The organism is Sphingobacterium anhuiense (assembly GCF_042686355.1).
Lineage (GTDB): Bacteria > Bacteroidota > Bacteroidia > Sphingobacteriales > Sphingobacteriaceae > Sphingobacterium > Sphingobacterium anhuiense.
The window spans coordinates 634,872-657,988 of sequence record NZ_JBHUPE010000005.1 but is presented as its reverse complement, the minus strand read 5'-3'; the positions used below and the strand labels follow the sequence as shown (position 1 = coordinate 657,988).

Below are 23,117 nucleotides of genomic sequence, written 5' to 3'. Positions count from 1 at the left end.
TTTTTATTTTCTATAGGTTTTATCATGAAAAAAATACTCCTTTTCATATCCTCATTATTGTGCTTATCGCATTCATATGCACAAAAGAAAAACAATCTTGCTCCCTTATGGATGCAGATTGACAGTCTGGCTGATAATCAATTTTGGAAAGAGATCTCTCCTATTCTTGCTAAGGTAGAAGCAGAAGCAGTAAAGAGAAATTGGTATGATGAACAGGTCAAAGCTTTTCTATATCGCCAAAAGATAAACATACAGACTTCTGATGATTCGGATGTAAAATTAAAAGTCATTCAAGAATTTGATATCAAAATTAAACAGCTCGAGAATAAAACCGCTAAAGCCATTTTAACCATTCAACAAGCCCGTAATTATAACGATTATTTCATCAGCAATTATTACAGCATTAATCAGCGTACTGAAGTACAAAACGATGTTAATAACGATTTTACTTTCTGGACAAGTAAACAATTTGAAGATAAAATCAAATCCTTATATCAAAATGCCTTAATAGAAAAAGACATGCTCTTGCATGAACCAAAAGAAAAATGGAGTAAACTCATTGAATCACCACAGCAGTCCTATCTGCCAACGCTATACGATATTGCAGTTTATGATTATATCGATCTCCTTCAACAAAATCAGCCCTACCAGATCTCTTCAGCTAGAAATCAAAAAGATAGTAATACCAAAATTGTCGATAGCTTATACCACGATCTTATAAAAATCCATGAGGGCAAAAATATAGATGCCTACTTATTTAATGAATACCAATTATTGCGTAGCAAAAATAATCCAGACTCTTCCAGATTACAAATTCTTGAAAATTGGATCGCAAAACACAAGCAGTCCCCACTCAAAGAAATTATGATTGTAGATTATATCAACATCTACAAAAACAAAGCAAATATTGTCGCGGTAAATCAACAAGAACAAATAAATATCTTACTAAGAAAAATAGAAACGTATTTACCGCTAGCGGACAGTGCGCATACAAAAACCTATCTATCAACCGTCCGTCAAAATATATTAAAACCAGAAATTCTTCTTGAATCGAAGGAATTTAATAGCGTGAATAAAGAGGCATTAATGAAAGTGACACACCGAAATGTCAGTAAGATATTCTATAAAATAATACGTCCCAGAAATATCTTAGATCGTTTTCAATCCGAAATTAACAACGCTAATGATAGTACATTATGGAACAATATCCACACTTTCACCAAAAATAACAACGTTGTAAAGGAAGGCTTTTTTGATCTTAAAGATTTTAAAGATCAAGTAAGTCACGAGACAACTTTGCTAATCCCTGCACTTGATGCAGGTTCTTATACCATCGTATATGCTTCCTCTCCATTTGAAAACGAATACAATGAAAAAAACTGCTATGGTTATCTAAAATTAAATTTTAGCAAATACGCAATGTTGCAAGATGATCAAGTTGTACTGATCGTAAACCGGGAAACAGGTGCACAACAATCCAATGCCTCATTGAAATTTTACAACTTACGTCAAGATAAGTTTGAACTACAATCAAATGAAGCGACAGATAAGAATGGTGTTTTTAACAATAAAAATCAAAATAGAAATCTATTTTTAAGGATTAATGATGAACCTGTATTCATCCCCTTCAATTCATACTATTATCCTCAAGTTGATCATAAAGAAGACGCACATTACGATGCAAAAATATTTACGGATAGATCGATCTATAGACCGGGCCAGATTGTCTATTTCAAAGCAATCGTATATAAGAATTACGAAAAGATTAAATACGCAACTATGGCTGATAAACGTATCGTTGTGGGATTATACGATACCAATAATCAACGTGTTGATGAAAAAACATTGGTCACCAATGATTTTGGATCAATAGCAGGATCATTTATCCTAAATACAGGTAATGTAACAGGTCAGTATTATATACAGGTTACTGGTGATGGCATCAACCAAAATTACAGCTTCAGTGTAGAAGAATATAAACGTCCAAAATTTGAGGTTACTTTTGAGGATTTTAAAGATAAAAAATCATTGGGTGACTCCATTTCTATAACAGGAAAAGCTATATCTTTTAGCGGTGTTCCTATAGCTAATGCCACGGTGGCTTATTCGGTCAACAAAGTTGAAAATAGAATAAGACCTTTCGATGTATATGATCGAATTATCGATCGCACAGTTAGCGAGACAATCAAGATAGATACCATACGAACTGATAACGAGGGAAATTTTATCATTAGTTTCAAAAGTGAAATACCAAAAGATTTTAACAGCAAGTGGCGAGTTACCCAATCATTCAATATCGATGCCTCAGTAATGGATGCTACTGGTGAAACCAATGAAAGTACCACCCGCTTAACTATCGGAAATATTCCCTTTACTTTACAGATAGATGCACCAGAACAAATTGATGCAAATGATCTGGATTCGATTACAATAAGTGCACAAAACCTATCTGGACAAAAAGTACCTGCAAAAGGTAAATTTATACTAAAAAAACGAATAGAAAATAAACGTCTTATTGTCTCCCCGTCATTCTATTTTGCGCATGACTTTAGTTACTACAATAGCATTCCTAAGGATGAATTTTTACAGAAGTTCCCCTATGAACCTTATGGAATTGAATATAAAAAAGAAGAGGATTTTACGGTGGTTTACGAGGCAGATTTTGATCTTTCCCAATCAAATAAAATAAAACTTCCAAACAGCAGTAGTTTTGCAGGAAAATATAAATTGGAAGCAATTTCAATTGTTGCGGAAGATACTATTCGTAGTGAGCGGATGATTGAAATCAACAATTCACGGCTACAATCAGATGAAAAATCACCTTTGACCGTTACTGCGGACAAAGCTAATTATCAACTAGCTGACCAGGCTAAAATAAGTCTGGAAACGGATTTTGATTCTCTTCATCTCAACATGACTTCTTCCGAAAATGAAAAAATAGATTTTAAAGTCGTTTCAAAAACGAAAACAACAATTCAAGTTGAAATTCCTAAAACCATCAAGAATAGTTTGGTATTGAATTTCACTGGTGTTAAAAATGGACAGCTTTTCACTAAAACTTTGGTATTGCCAATACAACAATATACCCCATCGCTAACAATAGAAACAAAAACTTTCAGAAATAAACTGTATCCTGGACAAAAAGAAACTTGGGAATTGGTCATTAAAGGAAAAAAAGGGGAGCAGATTGCATCAGAGCTTTTGGTGAATATGTATGACGCATCTTTAGACAAACTTAAAAATGTGACCAGCAATGATTTTTCATTTCCTCTAAATCCTTATTCATATCCTTCTTATAAATCCTGGTATTACACCAATAATCTCAGCAGAAGTACGTTCACCCAAAATTTTGGCGAATTGAATTTCAACACGGCACTAGATTACGATCGATTTAAGAATTTTGGATTCAATATCAATAATTATGATTTTGGCCGTACCAGAAGAATGTCCCCTACTGGATCGCTTAGAATCCGAGGTGCAGTAGCAAAACAGGCGGCTGGAGCAGCCCAAGAAGATCTTATGCTCGCAGATGCAGCATCTCCTGTAATGGAAGAGGTAGTCGTAGTCTCCAGTCAAGCAGAAATCGACAAAAATAAAGGCGAGAACCCGATTCAGATTCGGAAAAATCTACAGGAAACAGCTTTCTTCTTACCTCAACTACGAACAGATAAAGATGGTCATGCGGTGTTCAGCTTTGATTCTCCAGAAAGTTTAACCCGCTGGAAGTTTATGGCAATCGCGCATAGTAAAGAATTAGCTATAGGTACCTACACTAATTTTGTTGAAACACAAAAAGATCTGATGATTGTACCCAATATGCCACGTTTCTTTAGAGAAGCAGATCAAATAACAATCAAAGCAAAGGTCAATAACTTGTCTGCAAATGATTTAAAAACCTCTGTTTCGCTAGAAATGTTTGATGCAATTACCATGGCGCCCCTAGCTCTTAACATTCCAATAAAACAAATTACAGTAATTGCTAAAGGCAGTGAAAATACGAGCTGGGAAATTTCGATCCCTGAGAATATTGAAGCCATCACCTACCGTATCGTGGCAAAAGGAGGTAACTTCTCTGACGGTGAAGAATCCACTATTCCTGTTCTAAAAAACAGTATGTTAGTCACAGAAACTTTACCTATTGCTGTAAGAGAAGGTCAGTCGAAATCTTTTGAAATGAAAAGTTTACAACAGGGCTCGTCTACTTCCGAACCATACCGCTATACAGTAGAATTAACAAGCAATCCGATCTATCATGCCTTATTTGCGCTACCTTATGTCAACGAGTATCCATATGAATCATCGGAATCAATTTTCAGTAAATTCTATCTAAATTCATTTTCTGCACATCTGGTCAATCAGCACCCAAAAATAAAACCTGTATTTGAACAATGGAAAGGTAAACAACAACTTCAATCAAATTTACGTATCAATGAGGAATTGAAAGCAATTATGATACAGGAAACACCTTGGTTAAAAGATGCAATTAATGAGGAAGAAACAATGAAGAATATTGCACATCTATTTGATCAGAATACGCTTAAAAATACATTAAAAACAGACGTCACGAAACTTGCTGCATTGCAATCATCCCGTGGAGGGTTTTCATGGTATCCTGGAGGTAATGAGAATTTCCAGGTCTCCACCTATATTCTTGAGGGCATCAATAAATTAAATGCGAAAGGCATCATTGCTGAATTTGATTTGACAAATATGGTTAAGCCGATCATCACGAAAGGCTTCGCATTTTTAGACAATGAGATTTTACATAATTGGTCGCGTTTTCAGCAAGACAATAAGATGAAACCTAATATTGATCAAGGAATCGAATATCTCTTCGTAAGAAGCAGTTATTCGCCTGAAGATAAAAATACGCAACTGGAACCAGCTATTGCCTATTTTCTAAAAGAGATAGATAAAAACAAACTAACATACAGTATTAGCACGCAAGCCAAAGTAGCCCTTATTTTAAATCGCTACAACTTTAAGGAATCCGCTGCACTAGTCATCAAACAATTGCAACAAAAATCTATTGAATCTGTTGAAAAAGGTATGTACTGGAATCAAAATCAACCTGGCTGGTCTTGGTACGAAGCACCAATTGAGACACAAGCCCAACTGATAAGAGCATTTGACGAAGTAAGTCAAGATAAAAAAGCAATTGAAAATATGAAGATCTGGTTGATCAAAAACAAACAAGTACGACACTGGAATTCAACTAAAGCGACCGTTGCTGCTGTTGATGCCTTGATCAACTATGGCGAAAACTGGCTAGATGCTCCAGAAGGTCTTACCATAAAAGTCGCGGGTAAACCCTTAGATGAAACACAAATATCGAAACAAATCGGTTCTGGTTACAGGAAAGAAAGTTGGATGAAAAAAGAAATTAAACCTGCATTAGGGAAAGTTGAGATCTCAAAAGCAAGTCCTGGCATAGCATTAGGAGGTTTGTATTATCAGTATTTTGAACAATTAGATCAGATACGATCCGCCTCATCAACCATTAGCTTACAAAAAGAGCTTTATCTCAAGAAAATTGAACAGTTGAAAGAAGTACTAGTCCCTATAACAGCAACAACACCTATTCAACTTGGAGATATTGTGAAAGTACGGATTTTGATAAAAAGTGATAGAAATCTATCATTCATACACCTTAAAGATATGCGAGCTTCTGGGTTTGAGCCAACAAATGTAACATCAACCTATAAATACAAACAAGGTTTTGGTTATTATGAAAGCACCAAAGACGCTGCAACGAATTTTTTCATCGATTATTTACCACAAGGAAGCTACGTATTTGAATATGAGTTGAGAGCAAATAATGCGGGTATATTTTCAAATGGAATAACAACTATTCAAAATCTATATGCGCCAGAAATGTCATCACATTCGACAGGTATTCAGATCAAAATAACGGATAACTAAGTCACTTAATAGTATTAAAGAGGTGTTACTACATATATATTTAACAATTATTTAATATTATTAAAATACTACATTAATTAAGTAAATTTACATTTGAGGCTAATCGCATAAATAAGAAGTATTAAAAAAAATATGGCACGAAAATTCATTCCTAGAGATGTCAGCTGGTTAAGTTTTAATAGCAGAGTTCTACAGGAAGCGGCTGATGAAACAGTACCTCTTCCTTCTAAAATAAAATTCTTAGGCATATTTTCTAATAACCTAGACGAATTTTTTAGAGTACGCATACCGGGGCTAAAACGCGCAATAGATATTAAAGACAAAGAGGCTAATACATCCTTTTTTGAAGACCCACAAATTATACTGGATGAAGTCAATACGATTGTTATAAAACAGCAAAAAAAGTTTGATAATTTTTGGGCGCTTATACAAAAAGAGATGGCGCAACAGCATGTATATATCAAAGATGCAAGTCAGCTCAACCTCAAACAAGAAGAATTTGTTCGCAATTTCTATTCAGAAGATGTCGAGTCGAACGTCATTCCATTATTGCTCGATGATAGTCGTCCTATGCCCTATCTTCGCGATAAAAGTCTTTACTTAGGAATTTCCATGCGCAAACAGGAATGGGAATATGAAACAAGATTTGCCATAATCGAAATTCCAACTACGCTAAATGGTCGTTTTGTAATCTTACCCGCCTCAGCGAAGGAAAAACATATTATTTTACTAGAAGACATCATTAAATTCAATCTACCTTATATCTTTTCTTATTTTGGATTCGACGAATTTCATGCGCATGTCTTCAAAATAACTAAAGATGCAGAATTTGATATTGATAATGATATCAATACCACATTAGCAGAGAAAATATCAAAAGGTATAAAAAACAGAAGAAAAGGTAAAACAACACGCTTTATCTTTGATAAAGAAATGGACCCTAGGCTAGTCGAATTTTTAATCAAAAAATTACAATTAACGAAAAAAGATAATATCATACCTGGGCAGAAAATCCATAATTTCAAACATTTTATGGACTTCCCTAATGTATTTAAGCAACCAAACCTGCCTATTACAAACCCAGCATTTACACATCCTCAGCTGAACAAAACACAAAGGATTACCGATATCATTATCAAAAAAGATATCTTGCTATCATTTCCTTATCACACTTTTCGTCCAGTAATCGATCTGCTCCGCGAAGCGGCAATGGATCCAGATGTTAAGACTATTCAAATCACAGCATATCGCCTCGCTTCAAATAGTAAAATCGTCAATGCGTTGATTAATGCGGCACGAAATGGAAAAGATGTAACAGTAATGCTTGAACTACAGGCTCGATTTGATGAAGAGAATAATCTATTTTGGAAAGAGAAACTTGAACTTGAGGGTATTCGGGTTTTAACTGGTGTTCCTAATAAAAAGGTACATGCAAAACTCTGCATCATTAAAAAAAGAGTTGGTGCCAAAACCATTCAATATGGTTTTGTAAGTACAGGGAACATCAATGAAAAAACAGCAAAACTATATGGAGATTACTGTTTATTGACCAGCAATAGAAGTGTCATGGCAGATATAAACAAAGTCTTTCATTTCCTAAAAAAGCCAAAAAGCAATCCAGCTGAAGTCATTAAAAACTGCAATAGCCTACTCATCTGCCCTACAGATATGCGTAATGGAATCATTCATTATATCGATAAAGAAATTGAGGAAGTTAAAGCTGGAAGAAAAGCGCGTATCATCTTAAAGGTGAACTCGCTCAGTGATCGGATATTGATTAAGAAATTATATGATGCCGCCGAAGCGGGTGTACAGCTTGATCTCATTGTAAGAGGTATCTATTGCGCCACGAATCAAACAAAATTTAAAAGAGCAATCAATGCCATCAGCATCGTTGACGAATTTTTGGAACATGCTCGTGTGATGTATTTTTATGCTGCTGGAAAAGAAGTGACCTATATTTCTTCAGCGGATTGGATGACAAGAAACTTGGATCACCGTATAGAGGCTGCTGTAAAAATTAACAGTAAGAAAATAAGGGATGAAATCAAAGATATGTTGCAGATCCAGCTGCGCGATAATGTAAAAGCCCGTATTTTGAACAATGAACTCAATAACCGGTACGTTGAAAATGACAAGGAATCTTGTCGCTCACAAATTGAAATCTATAATTATCTCAGGAAAAAAACAGACGAGGTATAAAAAAAGGTCAGCGATTGAATCGCTGACCTTTTTTGTTTCCCTTATTAACCTCTACTATTGTAGTTAGGAGCTTCTTTTGTAATCGAAATATTATGTGGATGAGATTCACGTAATCCAGCACCAGTAATACGTACAAATTGTGCTTCTTGCAACTTTTCAATTGTAGCAGCTCCACAATAGCCCATTGATGCCTTCAATCCGCCCATATATTGATATACAACCTCGGCTAAAGTCCCTTTGTATGGAACGCGACCAACAATACCCTCAGGAACTAACTTCTTGATATCATCTTCAACGTCTTGGAAGTAACGATCTTTAGATCCTTTTTCCATCGCTTCGATAGATCCCATTCCGCGGTATGATTTAAATTTACGTCCTTCGTAAATGATCGTTTCTCCCGGAGCTTCTTCAACACCTGCAAATAATGATCCGGCCATAATGGTATAAGCACCAGCTGCAATTGCTTTTGCGATATCACCTGTTTGTTTTATACCACCATCAGCGATCAATGGAACACCAGTTCCTTTTAATGCCTTTGCTACTTCATAGATGGCGTACAACTGAGGCACTCCAACACCAGCAATAATACGTGTTGTACAGATTGAACCTGGTCCGATACCTACTTTTACAGCGTCAGCACCGGCTTCTGCTAATGCTTTTGCAGCTGCACCTGTAGCAATATTACCAACAATAACCTGTAAGTCAGGGAATGTTGCTTTCACCAATTTCAATTTATCAATTACACCTTTTGAATGACCGTGTGCAGTATCAATAGTAATCACATCAACACCAGCTTTTACTAAAGCTTCTACACGATCTAAAGTATCTGGAGTGACACCAACTGCACCACCAACCAATAAACGACCGTGCGTATCTTTAGCTGCATTAGGATAATGTTTGTATTTTTGAATATCTTTAAAAGTAATAAGACCTTTTAATATACCTTCATTATCAACAACTGGAAGTTTTTCAATCTTATGATCTTGTAAAATTTCTTCTGCTCGTACTAAATCTGTCCCTTCTGGTGCAGTAACAAGATTGTCTTTCGTCATTAACGAAGAGATCGGTTGACTCATGACTTTTTGGAAACGTAAATCACGGTTCGTTACAATACCAACTAACTTGCCTTTTTCATCTATTACAGGAATGCCGCCAATCTTATGATCTTTCATAATTTTAAAAGCATCTCCTACTGTTGCAGTTTGCAATAAAGTAACAGGATCTTGAATCATGCCGCTTTCTGAACGCTTTACTTTACGTACTTCAGCAGCCTGCTCTGCAATCGTCATGTTCTTATGCAACATACCAATACCGCCGGCTTGTGCGATAGCAATAGCTAAATCAGCACCCGTCACCGTGTCCATAGCCGCAGATACTAATGGAATATTTAATTTGATTTTTTTTGTCAGAAAAGTACTTGTATCGACATCACGTGGTAAAACTTCAGAATAAGCTGGAATTAATAATACGTCGTCGTAGGTAAGTCCTTCTGCTACGAATTTTTGTGGATCTAATTGCATGGCAAATATGTATTGGGTTCTCTATTTGCCAGGCAAAATTAAGTATTTTCAGCGAAATATAAAAATTAATTTCACTAATTACATTTAAATGATTATCCTAACATGTAGTTAACCGCTCATTCTCATTAGCTTAATCATATAACCTTATCACCCCCCAACATTCTGGCATCGTACGTAACAACTTTTGGCAGGTTATTTGCATAAGATGTCTAAATTGAATTTATATAAAACACATATTATGAAAAAAGTATTACTATCGGTAGCAGCTGTTGCCATATTAGCTCTAGGAGCACAGGAGGCAAAAGCACAATCACCACAACGCGCTGCAATTGGTGTTGTATTTGACGGTACAGCTGGTGATTTATGGGGTGTTCAGTACAAACAGTCTATGGGAGGCGCAAACAACGGACAAGCGCAAATTATGTTCGATGACCATGTGGTTGCTGTAGGAGCAGATTACCAATATGCAAGACCATTTTCTGGTGCTAAAGGATTAGGTTGGTATGCAGGTGTTGGTGCTCAATTATCTTTTATTGATGCAGGTGATAATCAAACTTGGGTTGCACTTCGTCCTCAATTAGGTCTAGAATTTAAAATTCCTGCTGCACCTATTGGTTTTCACGCAGATTGGAAACCAGATTGGAGATTAAACCACGGTAATGATTTTGATGCATCGACTTTTTCATTCGGTATCAAATACACTTTGAGATAATTAAAATCGTATATTTTAATAGAAAAAGCCTCCCATACGGGAGGCTTTTTCTATTATATCGCATCCTTATATACTGTTCATTACAATTTAATCGCTTTTTATCATAAGCTTAATCAAATAAAGCTTTTCATTTTACAAAATTTTTATACCTTTGGCATTCTTGGAGAATTGTAATTTTCATACAAGAATGAGTTATCAATTATATCATATAATATCAAACTAATACACTAAAAACAGACGATGCAAGGTAAAGGGCTGATTAAATTTTTGGTGATAGCGGTATCTATAGCATGTCTATACGCCCTATCATTCACTTTTGTAACCCGCAAAGTTGAGCGTGATGCTGAGAATTATGCACAAGGAGATATGGCACGTGAAAAATCGTACCTAGACTCTATCGCTGGCGAGGTTGTTTACAATTTAGGTTTTGCAAAATACACCTATAGAGAAGCTAAAGCACAAGAACTTGCTTTAGGACTTGATCTAAAAGGGGGTATGAACGTTACGATGGAAATCTCAATCGATGAGTTGATTCGTAACTTAGCAGATAATCCTAAAGACGAGAAATTCAATGCTGCACTTACAGCTGCTATTTCGAAAAGTAAAACAAGTCAAAAATCTCTAGTTAATTTATTCATTGATGAATATAAAGCTGCAGGTAGTACGACTCCACTTTCAACTTATTTCGCGACTAAAGATAATGCATCTTTAATCAAAGCGGGGGACTCTGATGCACAATTGGAATCTTTTTTACAAAAAGAAGCTGATAATGCTATCCAAAACTCATACAAAGTACTTCGTACACGTATTGATAAATTTGGAGTTGCTTCTCCTAACATCCAGATTCAACAAGGTACAAATCGTATTTTGATCGAACTTCCAGGTGTTAACGATGAACAACGCGTCCGTAAATTATTACAAGGATCAGCTAAATTAGAGTTTTACGAGACTCATGCTAATCAAGAAGTGTATCCTTTATTGGAAAACATCAATAAAACTTTGTCTTCAACTTTAAAAGTTGCTTCGACAGATGATAAAGCAACAACAGATTCGACTAAAAAGTCTGATGACTTATTAGCGAACCTTGGTGCTAATAAAAACACAAAAGATAGCGCTGCTGCTAAATTGTCGCAAGAAAATCCATTATTTGATGTTTTGAGACCTGCTGTTTACATGGGTGAGAATCAACAAATGGCTTTAATGCCTGGTGCAATGGTAGGTAGTGCAGAACTTAAGGATACTGCCAAAGTAAATGCTTTTTTAAACAGACCTGAGGTTAAATCTATTATCCCTGGAAATTTAAAATTGTTATGGTCAGTAAAACCAGAAGCTAAAACACCAAATATCCTTTCTTTATATGCAATCAGACCTGCAGGCGTTGATAATGGACCAGTATTAACTGGTGATGTTATTACCAATGCGCGTGATGAGTTTAATGAGAGAAACGAACCCGTTGTTTCCATGCAGATGAACAGCGACGGTGCTCGCGAGTGGAAAAAAATCACAGCTAAAGCAGCACAAGGTCACCAATCGATCGCTATCGTTCTTGATAATGTAGTCTATTCTGCACCTGGTGTTAATGAAGAAATCGCTGGTGGTAATTCATCCATCTCTGGTTCTTTCACAGTTGAAGATACAAAGGATTTAGCGAACGTACTAAAAGCTGGTCGTTTACCAACTACCGCTAAAATCGTAGAAGAAGCGATCGTAGGTCCTACTTTAGGACAATCGGCTATTGATTCTGGTGTGAATTCAGCAGTTATCGGTATCGTGCTTGTTCTTGTATTCATGATTGCATACTATAATACTGCAGGTTTAGTAGCAAACATTGCTGTTCTTGTAAACGTATTCTTTATCATGGGGGTATTGGCATCGCTGAATGCAGTATTAACACTCCCAGGTATCGCGGGTATCGTATTAACGATGGGTACTGCGGTGGATGCCAACGTACTAATTTACGAACGTATACGTGAAGAATTAGCCGGTGGAAAATCAATCCGTCAAGCGGTTGCAGATGGTTACAAACACGCATTACCTTCGATCTTAGATTCACAGATTACAACATTCTTAGTTGGTTTGGTATTATTCTTCTTCGGAACAGGTCCAATTTTAGGATTTGCTACTACATTAATGGTGGGTATTATCACTTCATTATTCACAGGTATATTCCTTACTCGCATTATTTTTGAGTGGATGTTAGAACGTGATATGAAAATTAAAGTTTCTTTCCCTTGGTCTGCGAAAACATTGCAAAATGCAAATTTCCAATTCATCAAGAAAAGAAAAGGTCTTTACATCGTTTCTATTGTAATTGTTATTGCTTGTTTTGCATCAATCTTTATTAAAGGCTTTAGCCAAGGTGTAGATTTTCAAGGTGGACGTACCTATACCATCCGCTATGATAAACCTGTAGATTTAGAAGCTGTTCGTCAAAACTTAGATGATGCGTTCCAAAAAACAACTGAAGTTAAAGTCTTTGGTGCTGCAAATCAAGTACGTGTAACAACAACTTACCATGTAGAAGAGACTTCTGACGAAGCCGATAAAGAAGTTTTAACTAAATTGAATGAAGGATTATCTAAAGTAGATGCAAGCAACAAATATGAGATTCTTTCTTCTCAGAAAGTAGGTCCTAGTATCGCAACAGATATGAAAGCAAGATCAATTTATGCAACTATCTTTGCGTTGTTAATCATTGCGGTTTATATTTTAGTCCGTTTCCGCAAGTGGCAATATTCAGCAGGTGCGGCAATCGCAACTGTGCATGATGCTATCATTGTATTAGGTTTGTTCTCTCTTTTAGATGGTATTGTTCCATTCTCATTAGATATTGATCAACATTTTATTGCCGCTATTCTAACGGTATTAGGTTATTCAGTAAATGATACTGTAGTTGTATTTGACCGTATCCGTGAAGATGTAAACAAACCAAATGCTTTAAATAAAGATTTTGGTGAAACGATCAACCACGCTATTAATACAACATTAAGTAGAACGGTTATTACATCATTGACTATTGTATTCGTATTAGCAGTACTATTTATTTTCGGTGGTGAAGTTATTAGAGGATTCTCTTTCGCTATCTTAATTGGTATTATTGTAGGTACTTATTCATCTATATTCTTAGCTGCACCAGCAGTATACGATTTAAGTAAAGGAAAACACTTCGAAGAAACTCCTAAAAAAGCAGAACCGGTAACTCCTTAGTAAAAAATCAAAACGTTTAGAAAGGCTTTCAGATAAAACTGAAAGCCTTTTTTATTTTACAATAAATCCACCAAATACTTGTTGCACTAAGTATTTAATGATTATATTTGTTGTACTAAATATTAGCAATACAAATATTTTAAATGCAAGACGAAAAATTCAATCGATACTCTTTCATATTAGAAAGAACAGCAAAAAAAGTAAAACAATTTGCACAAAATTCTTTTACAGATAATGATTTTGATATCACCGTAGATCAGTGGACCATCATGAAGACACTTTATGAGAATGATAATCTATTGCAAAAAGAACTTGCTGAAAAATGTTGCAAAGATCAACCTACCCTCACCCGAATTGTTGATCTGTTAATAAAAAAAGGATTAACAGAACGAGTGATCCATCCCTCTGACAGGCGAAGTATCCACTTGCACCTAACAGACGAAGGTCGAAAAAAAGTAGAAAACTACTCTCCCATCGTTTCCAGCATTCGCATGAAAGCTTGGGAAAATCTAACAGACGAAGACTTTAGTTCCTTCACACGTATTCTAGACAAAATTTATAATAACTTAAGTAATTAACATTTGATATGATAACAACAGACATATGTATTATAGGAGCCGGACCAGTGGGTCTATTTGCTGTATTTGAAGCAGGTTTGTTAAAGATGAGATGTCACCTCATTGATGTTTTACCTCAAGTTGGAGGTCAGTTGTCTGAAATATATCCGCATAAGCCGATATACGATATACCGGGCTACCCGACTATCCGTGCTCAAGAGTTGATTGACAATCAGATGAAACAGATCGAACCATTCAATCCCACTTTTACACTCGGTGAACGTGTTGAAGGCCTAGAAAGGCAGGAAGATGGTTCATATGTAGTCGTTAGTTCAGAAGGAACACGTATACATTGCCAAGTTGTTGTTATAGCAGGCGGCTTAGGATGCTTTGAACCCCGAAAACCTGAACTTGCTAATTTAGTTAAGTATGAAAGAAAAGGTGTTGATTACATGGTCAGAAATCCAGAAACGTATCGTGATAAGAAGATCATCATCGCGGGTGGTGGCGACTCTGCTCTAGACTGGACGATTTACTTAGCCGATATTGCAAAGGAAGTAACATTAATTCACAGAAGTGACTCCTTTAGAGGAGCGCCAGATTCTGCCGAAAAGGTTTATCATCTAGCTCAAAAAGGGGCCATCAACCTTTTACTGTCCCACAACCTGGCAGATGTGCACGGCTCAGATAGCTTATCGCATGTGATTGCAGTCAATAAACAAAAAGAAGAAGTCAAAATGGAAGCGGATTATTTTATACCGCTATTTGGGCTAACCCCAAAATTAGGACCTATTGCGGACTGGGGTTTAAATATTGACAAGAGTGCTATCGTAGTAAACACAGTTGATTATTCGACAAATATAGAACGCATTTATGCTATAGGAGATATCAATACCTATCCCGGTAAATTAAAGTTAATTTTATGTGGATATCATGAAGCGGCATTAATGGCTCAAAGTGCTTTCAAATATGTGTATCCAGATCAAAAACTAAGCTTCAAATATACAACTGTTAATGGCATCAATACTTTTTAAATTATGGACAATATTATTGAAATAGAAATTGAAGATCGGGATGGAACTGTTCAAACAATCGAAGTTCCTACGGATGTCAACTTATCCCTAATGGAATTGCTAAAAGCATGCGATTATGAGGTCTTAGCTACCTGTGGGGGCATGGCACTTTGCGCAACTTGTCATGTTGAAATCAAATCTGGGGGTGAAAACTTGTCCGAACCTCAAGACCAGGAGCTCGATATGCTCGATACTTTACCCGATGCTAATGATGATAGCCGCCTAGCATGCCAGCTGCGGTTAACAAATGAAAATAACGGCCTAAGTATTAAAATAAGAGGAGCATTACAGTAATAAATTATCAAAGTGTACTTTTTACACACTTTTTTTCATTTTTTGAAACAAACCGTATTAATAAACCATGCAATTAATACGGTTTACAAAACACTGATTAACAAGGAGTAATAAAACAAGCGATATATTAAAACAGTGAGTTATCAATAAATATGACAATAAAAAGCAAGTATATATAAAGATATTTTAGTTTTTTGAGTGAAAAATTAAGATATTTGCAGAAGGATTACAATTTTCCGAATATTTTATATAAATTTCAAATAATATGCTAAGCAATCGTTCAGATAGAAAATTCCCAAAAGTGGTCATTATTGGTGCTGGATTTGGTGGAATTGAAGTTGCTAAAAAGTTAAAAAATAAGGAAGTAGAAGTACTATTATTAGACAGAAATAATTTTCATACCTTCCAACCTTTAATGTATCAGGTAGCTACAGGTACATTATCTGCAGATTCGATCTCTTTCCCTATCCGTAAGATGTTCAAATCTCAGGAGAATTTTAGTTTCAGAATTGCAGAAGTTAATCATATTGACTCGTCCAACAAGACTGTTCAAACGAATATCGGTGATTTTGAATATGATTACTTAGTGGTTGCTACTGGAGCAACAACAAATTTCTTTGGAAATCAGCAAATTGCAAAATATGCGTTACCAATGAAAAGTATTCAAGAAGCTTTAAACATTCGGAGCTATGTGCTACAAAATCTTGAAAAAGCTGTTCAAATTGCAAATCCGGAAGATCGTAAATCATTTTTAAACTTTGTAATTGTAGGCGGTGGCCCAACTGGTGTTGAGCTTTCTGGAGCAATTGCTGAGATCAGAAATAATATTCTGGAAAAAGATTATCCAGAATTACGCAAGGAAGAAATGAATGTTTACTTAGTCGAAGGACAAAGTAAAGTATTAGCAAACTTGTCAGAAAAATCTTCTGAAGACTCTGAAAAATATTTAAAAGCATTAGGTGTTAAAATATTACTAAATGTTTCTGTAACGGGCTTTGATGGTACTGCAATCTCTTTTGGTGATGGTAGTGCGATCGAAACAAAAACAGTTATCTGGGGCGCAGGTGTTGCAGGACAATTCCCTGAAGGTTTCAAAAAAGAAAATATTCAACGCGGTAACCGCATTCAAACAGATGATCAATGTCGTGTGTTAGATATGGAAAATGTATACGCAATTGGTGACGTTTCAGCATTTATCACAGATGATTTACCACGTGGATTACCTGGTGTGGCACCTGTAGCACAACAACAAGGTAAATATGTTGCCAAGCACATTAGCAATGTGATGGATAACCGTTCAAATGAAAAATTCTCTTACTTTGATAAGGGCTCAATGGCGACAATTGGCCGTGCGAAAGCTGTAGTCGATATGGGTAAAATCCATTTTAATGGATTCTTTGGTTGGATTGTTTGGATGTTTGTTCACTTAATGTCTATTTTTGGTTTTAGAAACAAAGTAATTACCTTTATCAACTGGACAGTGAAATTTTTCACGAAGAACTCGGGTGTTCGATTAATTTTCTATAAATTCAATCAACCGGCGCCAGAGGTAAAACAAGAAGATCAAGTATTAGAAAATAACTAAAATGGATAATAAGACAATTGCTAAAAAATTCAAGTTATGTAGCCAACTGATGGAATTACATAATGAAAACCCATTCAGAACAAAAGCAATTGCCAGTGCATCCTTTAAGTTAGATAAAATACCTTTTCTGCTGGAAACAGCTTCTTTAGAAGAAATAAGCAGTCAGCCCGGTATCGGGAAAAGCACTGCAGAGAAGGTGAAAAAATTAGCCGAAACTGGCTCATTCGATGAGCTAGATGCGATGTTAAGCATTACTCCAGAAGGAATTTTGGAAATGCTTAACATAAAAGGCTTAGGTCCAAAAAAGATACAAATTATCTGGACTGAGCTCCAGATTGAAAGTGTTGGTGAGTTATTGTATGCTTGCAACGAAAACAGACTCATTGAGGCAAAGGGTTTTGGCCTAAAAACACAAGAGGATATTAAAAAATCCATCGAATTCTCCATATCCAATCAAGGTTGGTTTTTATATGCGAGGGTATTATCCCATGCAAACAACTTACTAGCTTCATTACAAAAAAACTTATCTCCTACCCTGATTTCATTTACTGGAGATTTTAGACGAAAATGCGAAGTACTTAGCGCTGTTGATATCTTATTGGATACGGATAAACAAACTACTTTAGCTTATCTAAATGCGAATTATGCTGACAGTCTAAAGGAGGAACTTGAATACATTTCATTTCGAGATGAATTAGGCTTTTCCTTTCATATATATCTATCAGCAACAGCAGAATTTTACCAAAACTTAATATTAACCACCGGTTCTAAAAAGCACTTAGAATTACTCGATCTAACTTTGGTTACAGCTTTAGGTTCTGAAGAAGAAATCTATGCTAAACAAGGCTTAGACTATATTGAACCTGAACTTCGAGAAGGGCTGGATGAAGTATTTTTGGCGAAAAACCATCAATTACCCAAATTGATCAATTTTGATGATCTTAAAGGAACTTTACATAATCACTCGACTTATAGTGACGGTGTGCATAGCTTAGCAGAAATGGCAAGATATACAAAGGAAGAATTAGGTCTTAGCTATTTCGGAATTTGTGATCACTCAAAAACTGCTGTATATGCCAATGGCCTACCTATTGAGCGGGTACAAAAACAGTGGGAAGAAATCGATCAGCTTAATCAACAACTTGCTCCTTTTAAAATATTCAAAGGTATTGAGTCTGATATTTTATCCGATGGTTCGTTAGATTATCCGGATGAAGTTCTTGCAGGTTTTGATTTTGTAGTAGCATCCGTTCACTCTAATCTAAAAATGGATGAAGAGAAAGCAACTGCTAGACTGTTAAAAGCAATAGAAAATCCCTACACGACGATATTAGGACATCCAACAGGTCGCCTCTTATTAAGTAGATCGGGTTATCCACTGGATTATAAAAAAATAATTGATGCTTGTGCGGCTAACAACGTTGTGATTGAAATTAATGCCAACCCGTTAAGGCTTGATTTAGATTGGAGATGGCATCGTTATGCCTTAGAAAAGGGTGTGCTTTTATCCATTAATCCAGATGCTCACCGCACGGAAGGCTTACTTGATATGCATTACGGGATATTTGTCGCAAGAAAAGGGGGATTAAGTGCTAAAAATTGCCTTAATAGCTTTTCATTAACAGAAATTGAAAGTTTTTTTAATAAAAAAAGCTAATAGATCTATTTCCTAAAAAAGATCCCATTTTTTTAAATAGTCAAATTATCTTATATTTAACACTTATATTAAAATTATAAGCGTTGAAAAATCTATCCTATTTAATTCTATTTCTTTTATTATCTCCCTTCCTTGTAAATGGGCAATTATTATCAGGCAAAAATGAATTTTCCCGCAAAGATTCATTAAGAGGTCAACTGACTCCCTTAAGAACCTGCTACGATGTCACCTATTATCACCTGGATATTGATGTTGATATTCCAAAACGTAGCATTGCAGGAAGCAATCTCATTAAATTTAAAACTATTCAAGATTTCAATCGCATCCAGATTGATCTTTTTGATAATATGGCAATTGATAAAATTCTTTACAGGGGTAAACAGCTAAAGTATACAAGAGAATTTAATGCGGTTTTTATTGATTTTCCAACACAGATTAAAGCAAACACACTGGATTCTATTTTAGTGTATTTCTCAGGTACACCACATCAAGCCAACAGAGCTCCTTGGGATGGCGGATTTGATTGGAAAAAAGACAGCAATAACAAACCTTGGATAGCGAGTGCAAATCAGGGTATTGGAGCAAGCTTATGGTGGCCCAATAAAGATCATCAGTCAGACGAACCCGATAGCGTCTTAATCTCTGTAACAGTGCCTAAAGAACTTATGAATGTTTCTAATGGTCGTCTCCGTAATACGGAAAACATTGGTAAGAAGAAAACTAAATTCAACTGGTTTGTTTCCAATCCCATTAACAATTATAACATTGCAATCAATATTGGTGATTACGTACATTTTCAAGATAGCTTCAATGGTGAAAAAGGAAAGCTAGATATTGACTACTACGTACTACGTGAAAATATAGAACGGGCAAAACCGCATTTCGAGGCCAATGTAAAACCGATGCTAAAAGCATTTGAATATTGGTTTGGCCCCTACCCTTTTTATGAAGACAGTTTCAAACTAATTGAAACATCTCATTTAGGGATGGAACATCAAAGTGGTATAGCGTATGGCAATCGTTTTTTAAATGGCTATCTGGGAAGAGATGGTTCTGGAACAGGATGGGGATTAAAGTGGGACTTTATCATCATACATGAAGCCGGACACGAATGGTTTGGAAATAATATCACAGCATCGGATATTGCCGACATGTGGATTCATGAAAGTTTTACCAATTATTCAGAAGCACTTTATATCGATTACTATTTTGGTAAAAAAGCTGGACAAGAATACATACATGGCAATCGAAGAGCGATTCAAAACAAAACACCGATTCAAGGACAATATCATGTTAATAATGAAGGCTCCGGAGACATGTACAATAAAGGTGGTGTACTGCATAACATGATTAGAACAATTATAGCAGACGATGATAAATGGCGATCTATTTTGAGAGGATTAAATGTTAAGTTTTACCACCAGCAGGTTGACTATGATGATATTGTCAATTTCATCAATCAAGAATCTGGTTTAAACTTCAACTCCATATTTGAGCAATATGTGAAGACAACTTTGATTCCTGTGTTATGTATTTCAGAGACAAAAGATGGAAAAGTTCAGGCGAAGTGGAAAAATACAGTCGAAAATTTTGAAATGCCGGTCTATATTGGTACAGCAGATAATAATTTAAAAGCAATTAATATCACGAACAACGACCAAACATTAAATATTCACAATCTAACCAAAGAAAATATAAAGATTGACACTTTTAATTACTACATTGACATACAGAAAAATTAATTTCTGCAGTAAAAACATAAGAAAATGCTTTAATTAACGTTTACTTGTTATCATCCTTAAAGCTCCGCAAAAGAGTTCTAAATTATCAATAAAAAAAATCAAGACTTACCTACAAAAACTAATAATTTTTAGTAGGTTTGCATATTCATAAAAAGTAGCTTAAAATACAGCAAATGGGTTTATTTAACTGGTTTACACAAGAAGTTGCCATCGATTTAGGTACCGCAAATACCTTAATTATCTATAATGACAAAGTAGTAGTTGATGAACCTTCTATTGTAGCCTTTGATCGTACGACAAACAAAGTAATTGCAATCGGACGTCAGGCAATGCAAATGGAAGGTAAGACACACGATAATATAAAAACAGTACGTCCTCTCCGTGATGGAGTTATTGCAGATTTTACTGCCGCAGAACATTTGATTCGGGGTATGGTAAAATTAGTAAATAATGGTAAGAGTTGGTTTTTCCCTTCTTTAAGAATGGTGGTTTGTATCCCTTCAGGAATCACTGAAGTAGAGAAGCGTGCCGTACGCGATTCTGCAGAAATTGCAGGAGCAAAAGAAGTGTATTTAATTCATGAGCCAATGGCTGCCGCAGTAGGTATCGGAATTGATGTCGAAGAACCAATGGGTAACATGATTATTGATATCGGTGGTGGAACAACAGAGATTGCAGTAATTGCACTTTCGGGTATTGTTTGCGACCAATCAATCCGTGTTGCAGGAGATAACTTCGACTCCGATATTGTACAGTATATCCGTAGACAGCACAACATCATGATCGGTGAGCGTACAGCTGAGAAAATTAAGATTGAAGTTGGTGCAGCTCTTCCGGAATTACAGGATCCACCTGAGGATTTCGCCGTTCAAGGCCGTGACCTCATGACAGGTATCCCAAAACAGATCACCGTTTCATATACAGAAATTGCACATTGTTTAGATAAATCGATTTCTAAAATTGAAGAAGCAATATTGAAAGCTTTAGAAATTACGCCTCCAGAGTTGTCTGCTGATATTTACCAAACTGGTATCTACTTAACAGGTGGTGGTGCTCTATTGAGAGGATTAGATCGCAGAATTCAAGCTAAAACTAAATTACCGGTACACATTGCAGAAGATCCTCTTCGTGCAGTAGTGCGCGGTACAGGCATAGCATTAAAGAATATTGGCAGATTTAAGTTCTTAATGCAATCATAATTGCCACAACATAAAATTTTATATGCGATATAGTTGATTTTTCACTATATCGCTTCTTTATTAAATAGCAAAGTAATAATTATTAAACAATGAGAAACCTTTGGTTATTCCTTAGACGTTATAACGCTTTCTTTTGGTTTATCCTTTTTTTTGGATTTTCTATGTTTCTGGTTGTTACTAACAATACCTTTCAGCGTGCTAGTGCATTAAACTCTTCCAACACTATAATTGGCAATATTTACCAAAAAGTGAATTCATGGAAAAGCTACCTGTCACTAACAGAAACCAATGATCAACTTGTAAAAGAAAATGCAAGTTTGAGAAAGCAGTTAGAAAACTATTTGACGACCGATACAGTCGCTATGGCTAAAAGACCGGTTATTGATAGTAGTGAATTTGGACGTTATGAGTTTATTATTGCAAGCGTTACAAATAATAGCATTCACCAAAAAAGTAATTATCTTACCCTAAATAAAGGTTCTTTAGCTGGTATTGAAAAAGGAATGGGCGTAATTGCTCCAAATGGTGTGGTCGGTATTGTGCTCAACGTAACACCGCACTTTTCGACAGTTCAGTCTCTACTTCATCCCGACACAAAAATATCAGTAACATTAGCTAATACAGATGTATTTGGTTCTTTAGTTTGGGGCAGCAACGTAGACTACCGTTTTGCAATGGTCAAAGAAATCCCGAATCATGTAAAAGTTAAGACTGCGGAAAAAGTGTTCACTTCAGGCTACTCTGGCCACTTTCCAAAAGGTATACTGGTAGGCGCAGTTGTGGAAACGGGAATATCTTCCGGAGACTCTTTTTTAGATTTAAGAATTCTCTTGAGTACTAATTTTTCAAACCTCCACCACGTATATGTTGTGAAAGACTTATTGGCAAAAGAATTAAAACAATTAGAAGAAACGAATCAGGATAATGGCTAGAATTTTACTCTTTAATATCATTCGGTTTTTGGTACTTATTGCCATGCAGGTATTCTTGTTTAAAAATATCGGCTATTATAATCTAGCAAGTCCTTTTCCATATATTCTATTTATCTTTTTGCTTCCTACCGGAATGCCGAACTTTGTATTATTTACAATTGCATTTTTAACCGGACTTTCGGTAGATGTATTTTATGATACACTTGGAGTCAATGCCGCAGCTTGTGTTGCATTAGCCGCCTATCGTGTATTTTTTATGAAAATTACAATTGAAAACGATATGGATACATTCATTACTCCAATTTTAGGTGAAATGAATTTTAAATGGTTCTTTTCATATACTTTTTTCGGAACATTGATTCATCACTTTGTTCTTGTCACATTAGAAACATTCAGTTTCAAACAGTTTCAGTACACATTAGCGACTATTGGTTTAAGTTGTATCTTTACAATGGTTATCCTACTCATTTTTAGTTTTCTTTTCTATAAAAGAAAGAGTAGAATTTAGTAATTCC

The 23,117-nt window shown here is 35.6% G+C and carries 14 protein-coding genes; 13 read left to right on the top strand and 1 reads right to left on the bottom strand.

Going from position 1 to position 23,117, the window contains the following annotated elements; translation table 11 throughout:
• Positions 1-24 precede the first annotated feature (24 nt).
• Both ACFS6I_RS14590 and ppk1 read left to right on the top strand, forming a co-directional pair.
• Complete coding sequence (locus ACFS6I_RS14590; protein WP_380921700.1) at positions 25-5,922, top strand: alpha-2-macroglobulin family protein; 5,898 nt, start codon at positions 25-27, stop codon at positions 5,920-5,922.
• Between the two features lie 132 nt (positions 5,923-6,054).
• On the top strand, positions 6,055-8,124 hold the full coding sequence (ppk1, locus tag ACFS6I_RS14585; protein WP_380921698.1) for a polyphosphate kinase 1: 2,070 nt from the start codon (positions 6,055-6,057) through the stop codon (positions 8,122-8,124).
• 44 nt (positions 8,125-8,168) lie between these two features.
• Here ppk1 and guaB read toward each other — a convergent pair whose 3' ends face one another.
• Positions 8,169-9,644, bottom strand: a complete 1,476-nt coding sequence (gene guaB, locus ACFS6I_RS14580; protein ID WP_021191186.1) for an IMP dehydrogenase — start codon at positions 9,642-9,644, stop codon at positions 8,169-8,171.
• A gap of 238 nt (positions 9,645-9,882) precedes the next feature.
• Here guaB and ACFS6I_RS14575 point away from each other — a divergent pair, with 238 nt between their 5' ends.
• From ACFS6I_RS14575 to ACFS6I_RS14525, 11 genes are all read left to right on the top strand, one after another.
• Positions 9,883-10,356, top strand: a complete 474-nt coding sequence (locus ACFS6I_RS14575) for a hypothetical protein (RefSeq protein WP_380921696.1) — start codon at positions 9,883-9,885, stop codon at positions 10,354-10,356.
• A gap of 240 nt (positions 10,357-10,596) precedes the next feature.
• A complete protein-coding gene (secDF, locus tag ACFS6I_RS14570; protein WP_380921694.1) occupies positions 10,597-13,563 on the top strand; it encodes a protein translocase subunit SecDF in 2,967 nt (988 codons plus the stop codon).
• Positions 13,564-13,706: 143 nt separating this feature from the next.
• Entirely contained in the window at positions 13,707-14,141 is a 435-nt protein-coding gene (locus ACFS6I_RS14565) for a MarR family winged helix-turn-helix transcriptional regulator (protein WP_380921692.1), read from the top strand.
• A gap of 8 nt (positions 14,142-14,149) precedes the next feature.
• Positions 14,150-15,154 carry an NAD(P)/FAD-dependent oxidoreductase gene (locus ACFS6I_RS14560; RefSeq protein WP_168127452.1) on the top strand — a complete coding sequence of 335 codons (1,005 nt, stop codon included), beginning with the start codon at positions 14,150-14,152 and terminating at the stop codon, positions 15,152-15,154.
• A gap of 3 nt (positions 15,155-15,157) precedes the next feature.
• Positions 15,158-15,487 carry a 2Fe-2S iron-sulfur cluster-binding protein gene (locus tag ACFS6I_RS14555; protein ID WP_132772645.1) on the top strand — a complete coding sequence of 110 codons (330 nt, stop codon included), beginning with the start codon at positions 15,158-15,160 and terminating at the stop codon, positions 15,485-15,487.
• Positions 15,488-15,752: 265 nt separating this feature from the next.
• Positions 15,753-17,072, top strand: a complete 1,320-nt coding sequence (locus tag ACFS6I_RS14550; RefSeq protein WP_168127451.1) for an NAD(P)/FAD-dependent oxidoreductase — start codon at positions 15,753-15,755, stop codon at positions 17,070-17,072.
• A gap of 1 nt (position 17,073) precedes the next feature.
• On the top strand, positions 17,074-18,729 hold the full coding sequence (locus tag ACFS6I_RS14545; protein WP_380921689.1) for a helix-hairpin-helix domain-containing protein: 1,656 nt from the start codon (positions 17,074-17,076) through the stop codon (positions 18,727-18,729).
• Positions 18,730-18,812: 83 nt separating this feature from the next.
• Positions 18,813-20,471 carry a M1 family metallopeptidase gene (locus ACFS6I_RS14540; RefSeq protein ID WP_380921687.1) on the top strand — a complete coding sequence of 553 codons (1,659 nt, stop codon included), beginning with the start codon at positions 18,813-18,815 and terminating at the stop codon, positions 20,469-20,471.
• A gap of 173 nt (positions 20,472-20,644) precedes the next feature.
• Positions 20,645-21,670 carry a rod shape-determining protein gene (locus ACFS6I_RS14535; RefSeq protein WP_021191193.1) on the top strand — a complete coding sequence of 342 codons (1,026 nt, stop codon included), beginning with the start codon at positions 20,645-20,647 and terminating at the stop codon, positions 21,668-21,670.
• 89 nt (positions 21,671-21,759) lie between these two features.
• Entirely contained in the window at positions 21,760-22,602 is an 843-nt protein-coding gene (mreC, locus tag ACFS6I_RS14530; RefSeq protein WP_380921684.1) for a rod shape-determining protein MreC, read from the top strand.
• On the top strand, positions 22,595-23,110 hold the full coding sequence (locus ACFS6I_RS14525) for a rod shape-determining protein MreD (RefSeq protein ID WP_132772635.1): 516 nt from the start codon (positions 22,595-22,597) through the stop codon (positions 23,108-23,110). The genes mreC and ACFS6I_RS14525 overlap by 8 nt, the downstream gene beginning before the upstream one ends.
• The last annotated feature ends 7 nt before the right edge of the window (positions 23,111-23,117 follow it).

Coding starts and splice junctions, on each gene's coding strand:
- ACFS6I_RS14590 (WP_380921700.1), top strand. CDS start 25: ATGAAAAAAATACTCCTTTTCATATCCTCATTATTGTGCTTATCGCAT.
- ppk1 (WP_380921698.1), top strand. CDS start 6,055: ATGGCACGAAAATTCATTCCTAGAGATGTCAGCTGGTTAAGTTTTAAT.
- guaB (WP_021191186.1), bottom strand. CDS start 9,644: ATGCAATTAGATCCACAAAAATTCGTAGCAGAAGGACTTACCTACGAC.
- ACFS6I_RS14575 (WP_380921696.1), top strand. CDS start 9,883: ATGAAAAAAGTATTACTATCGGTAGCAGCTGTTGCCATATTAGCTCTA.
- secDF (WP_380921694.1), top strand. CDS start 10,597: ATGCAAGGTAAAGGGCTGATTAAATTTTTGGTGATAGCGGTATCTATA.
- ACFS6I_RS14565 (WP_380921692.1), top strand. CDS start 13,707: ATGCAAGACGAAAAATTCAATCGATACTCTTTCATATTAGAAAGAACA.
- ACFS6I_RS14560 (WP_168127452.1), top strand. CDS start 14,150: ATGATAACAACAGACATATGTATTATAGGAGCCGGACCAGTGGGTCTA.
- ACFS6I_RS14555 (WP_132772645.1), top strand. CDS start 15,158: ATGGACAATATTATTGAAATAGAAATTGAAGATCGGGATGGAACTGTT.
- ACFS6I_RS14550 (WP_168127451.1), top strand. CDS start 15,753: ATGCTAAGCAATCGTTCAGATAGAAAATTCCCAAAAGTGGTCATTATT.
- ACFS6I_RS14545 (WP_380921689.1), top strand. CDS start 17,074: ATGGATAATAAGACAATTGCTAAAAAATTCAAGTTATGTAGCCAACTG.
- ACFS6I_RS14535 (WP_021191193.1), top strand. CDS start 20,645: ATGGGTTTATTTAACTGGTTTACACAAGAAGTTGCCATCGATTTAGGT.
- mreC (WP_380921684.1), top strand. CDS start 21,760: ATGAGAAACCTTTGGTTATTCCTTAGACGTTATAACGCTTTCTTTTGG.
- ACFS6I_RS14525 (WP_132772635.1), top strand. CDS start 22,595: ATGGCTAGAATTTTACTCTTTAATATCATTCGGTTTTTGGTACTTATT.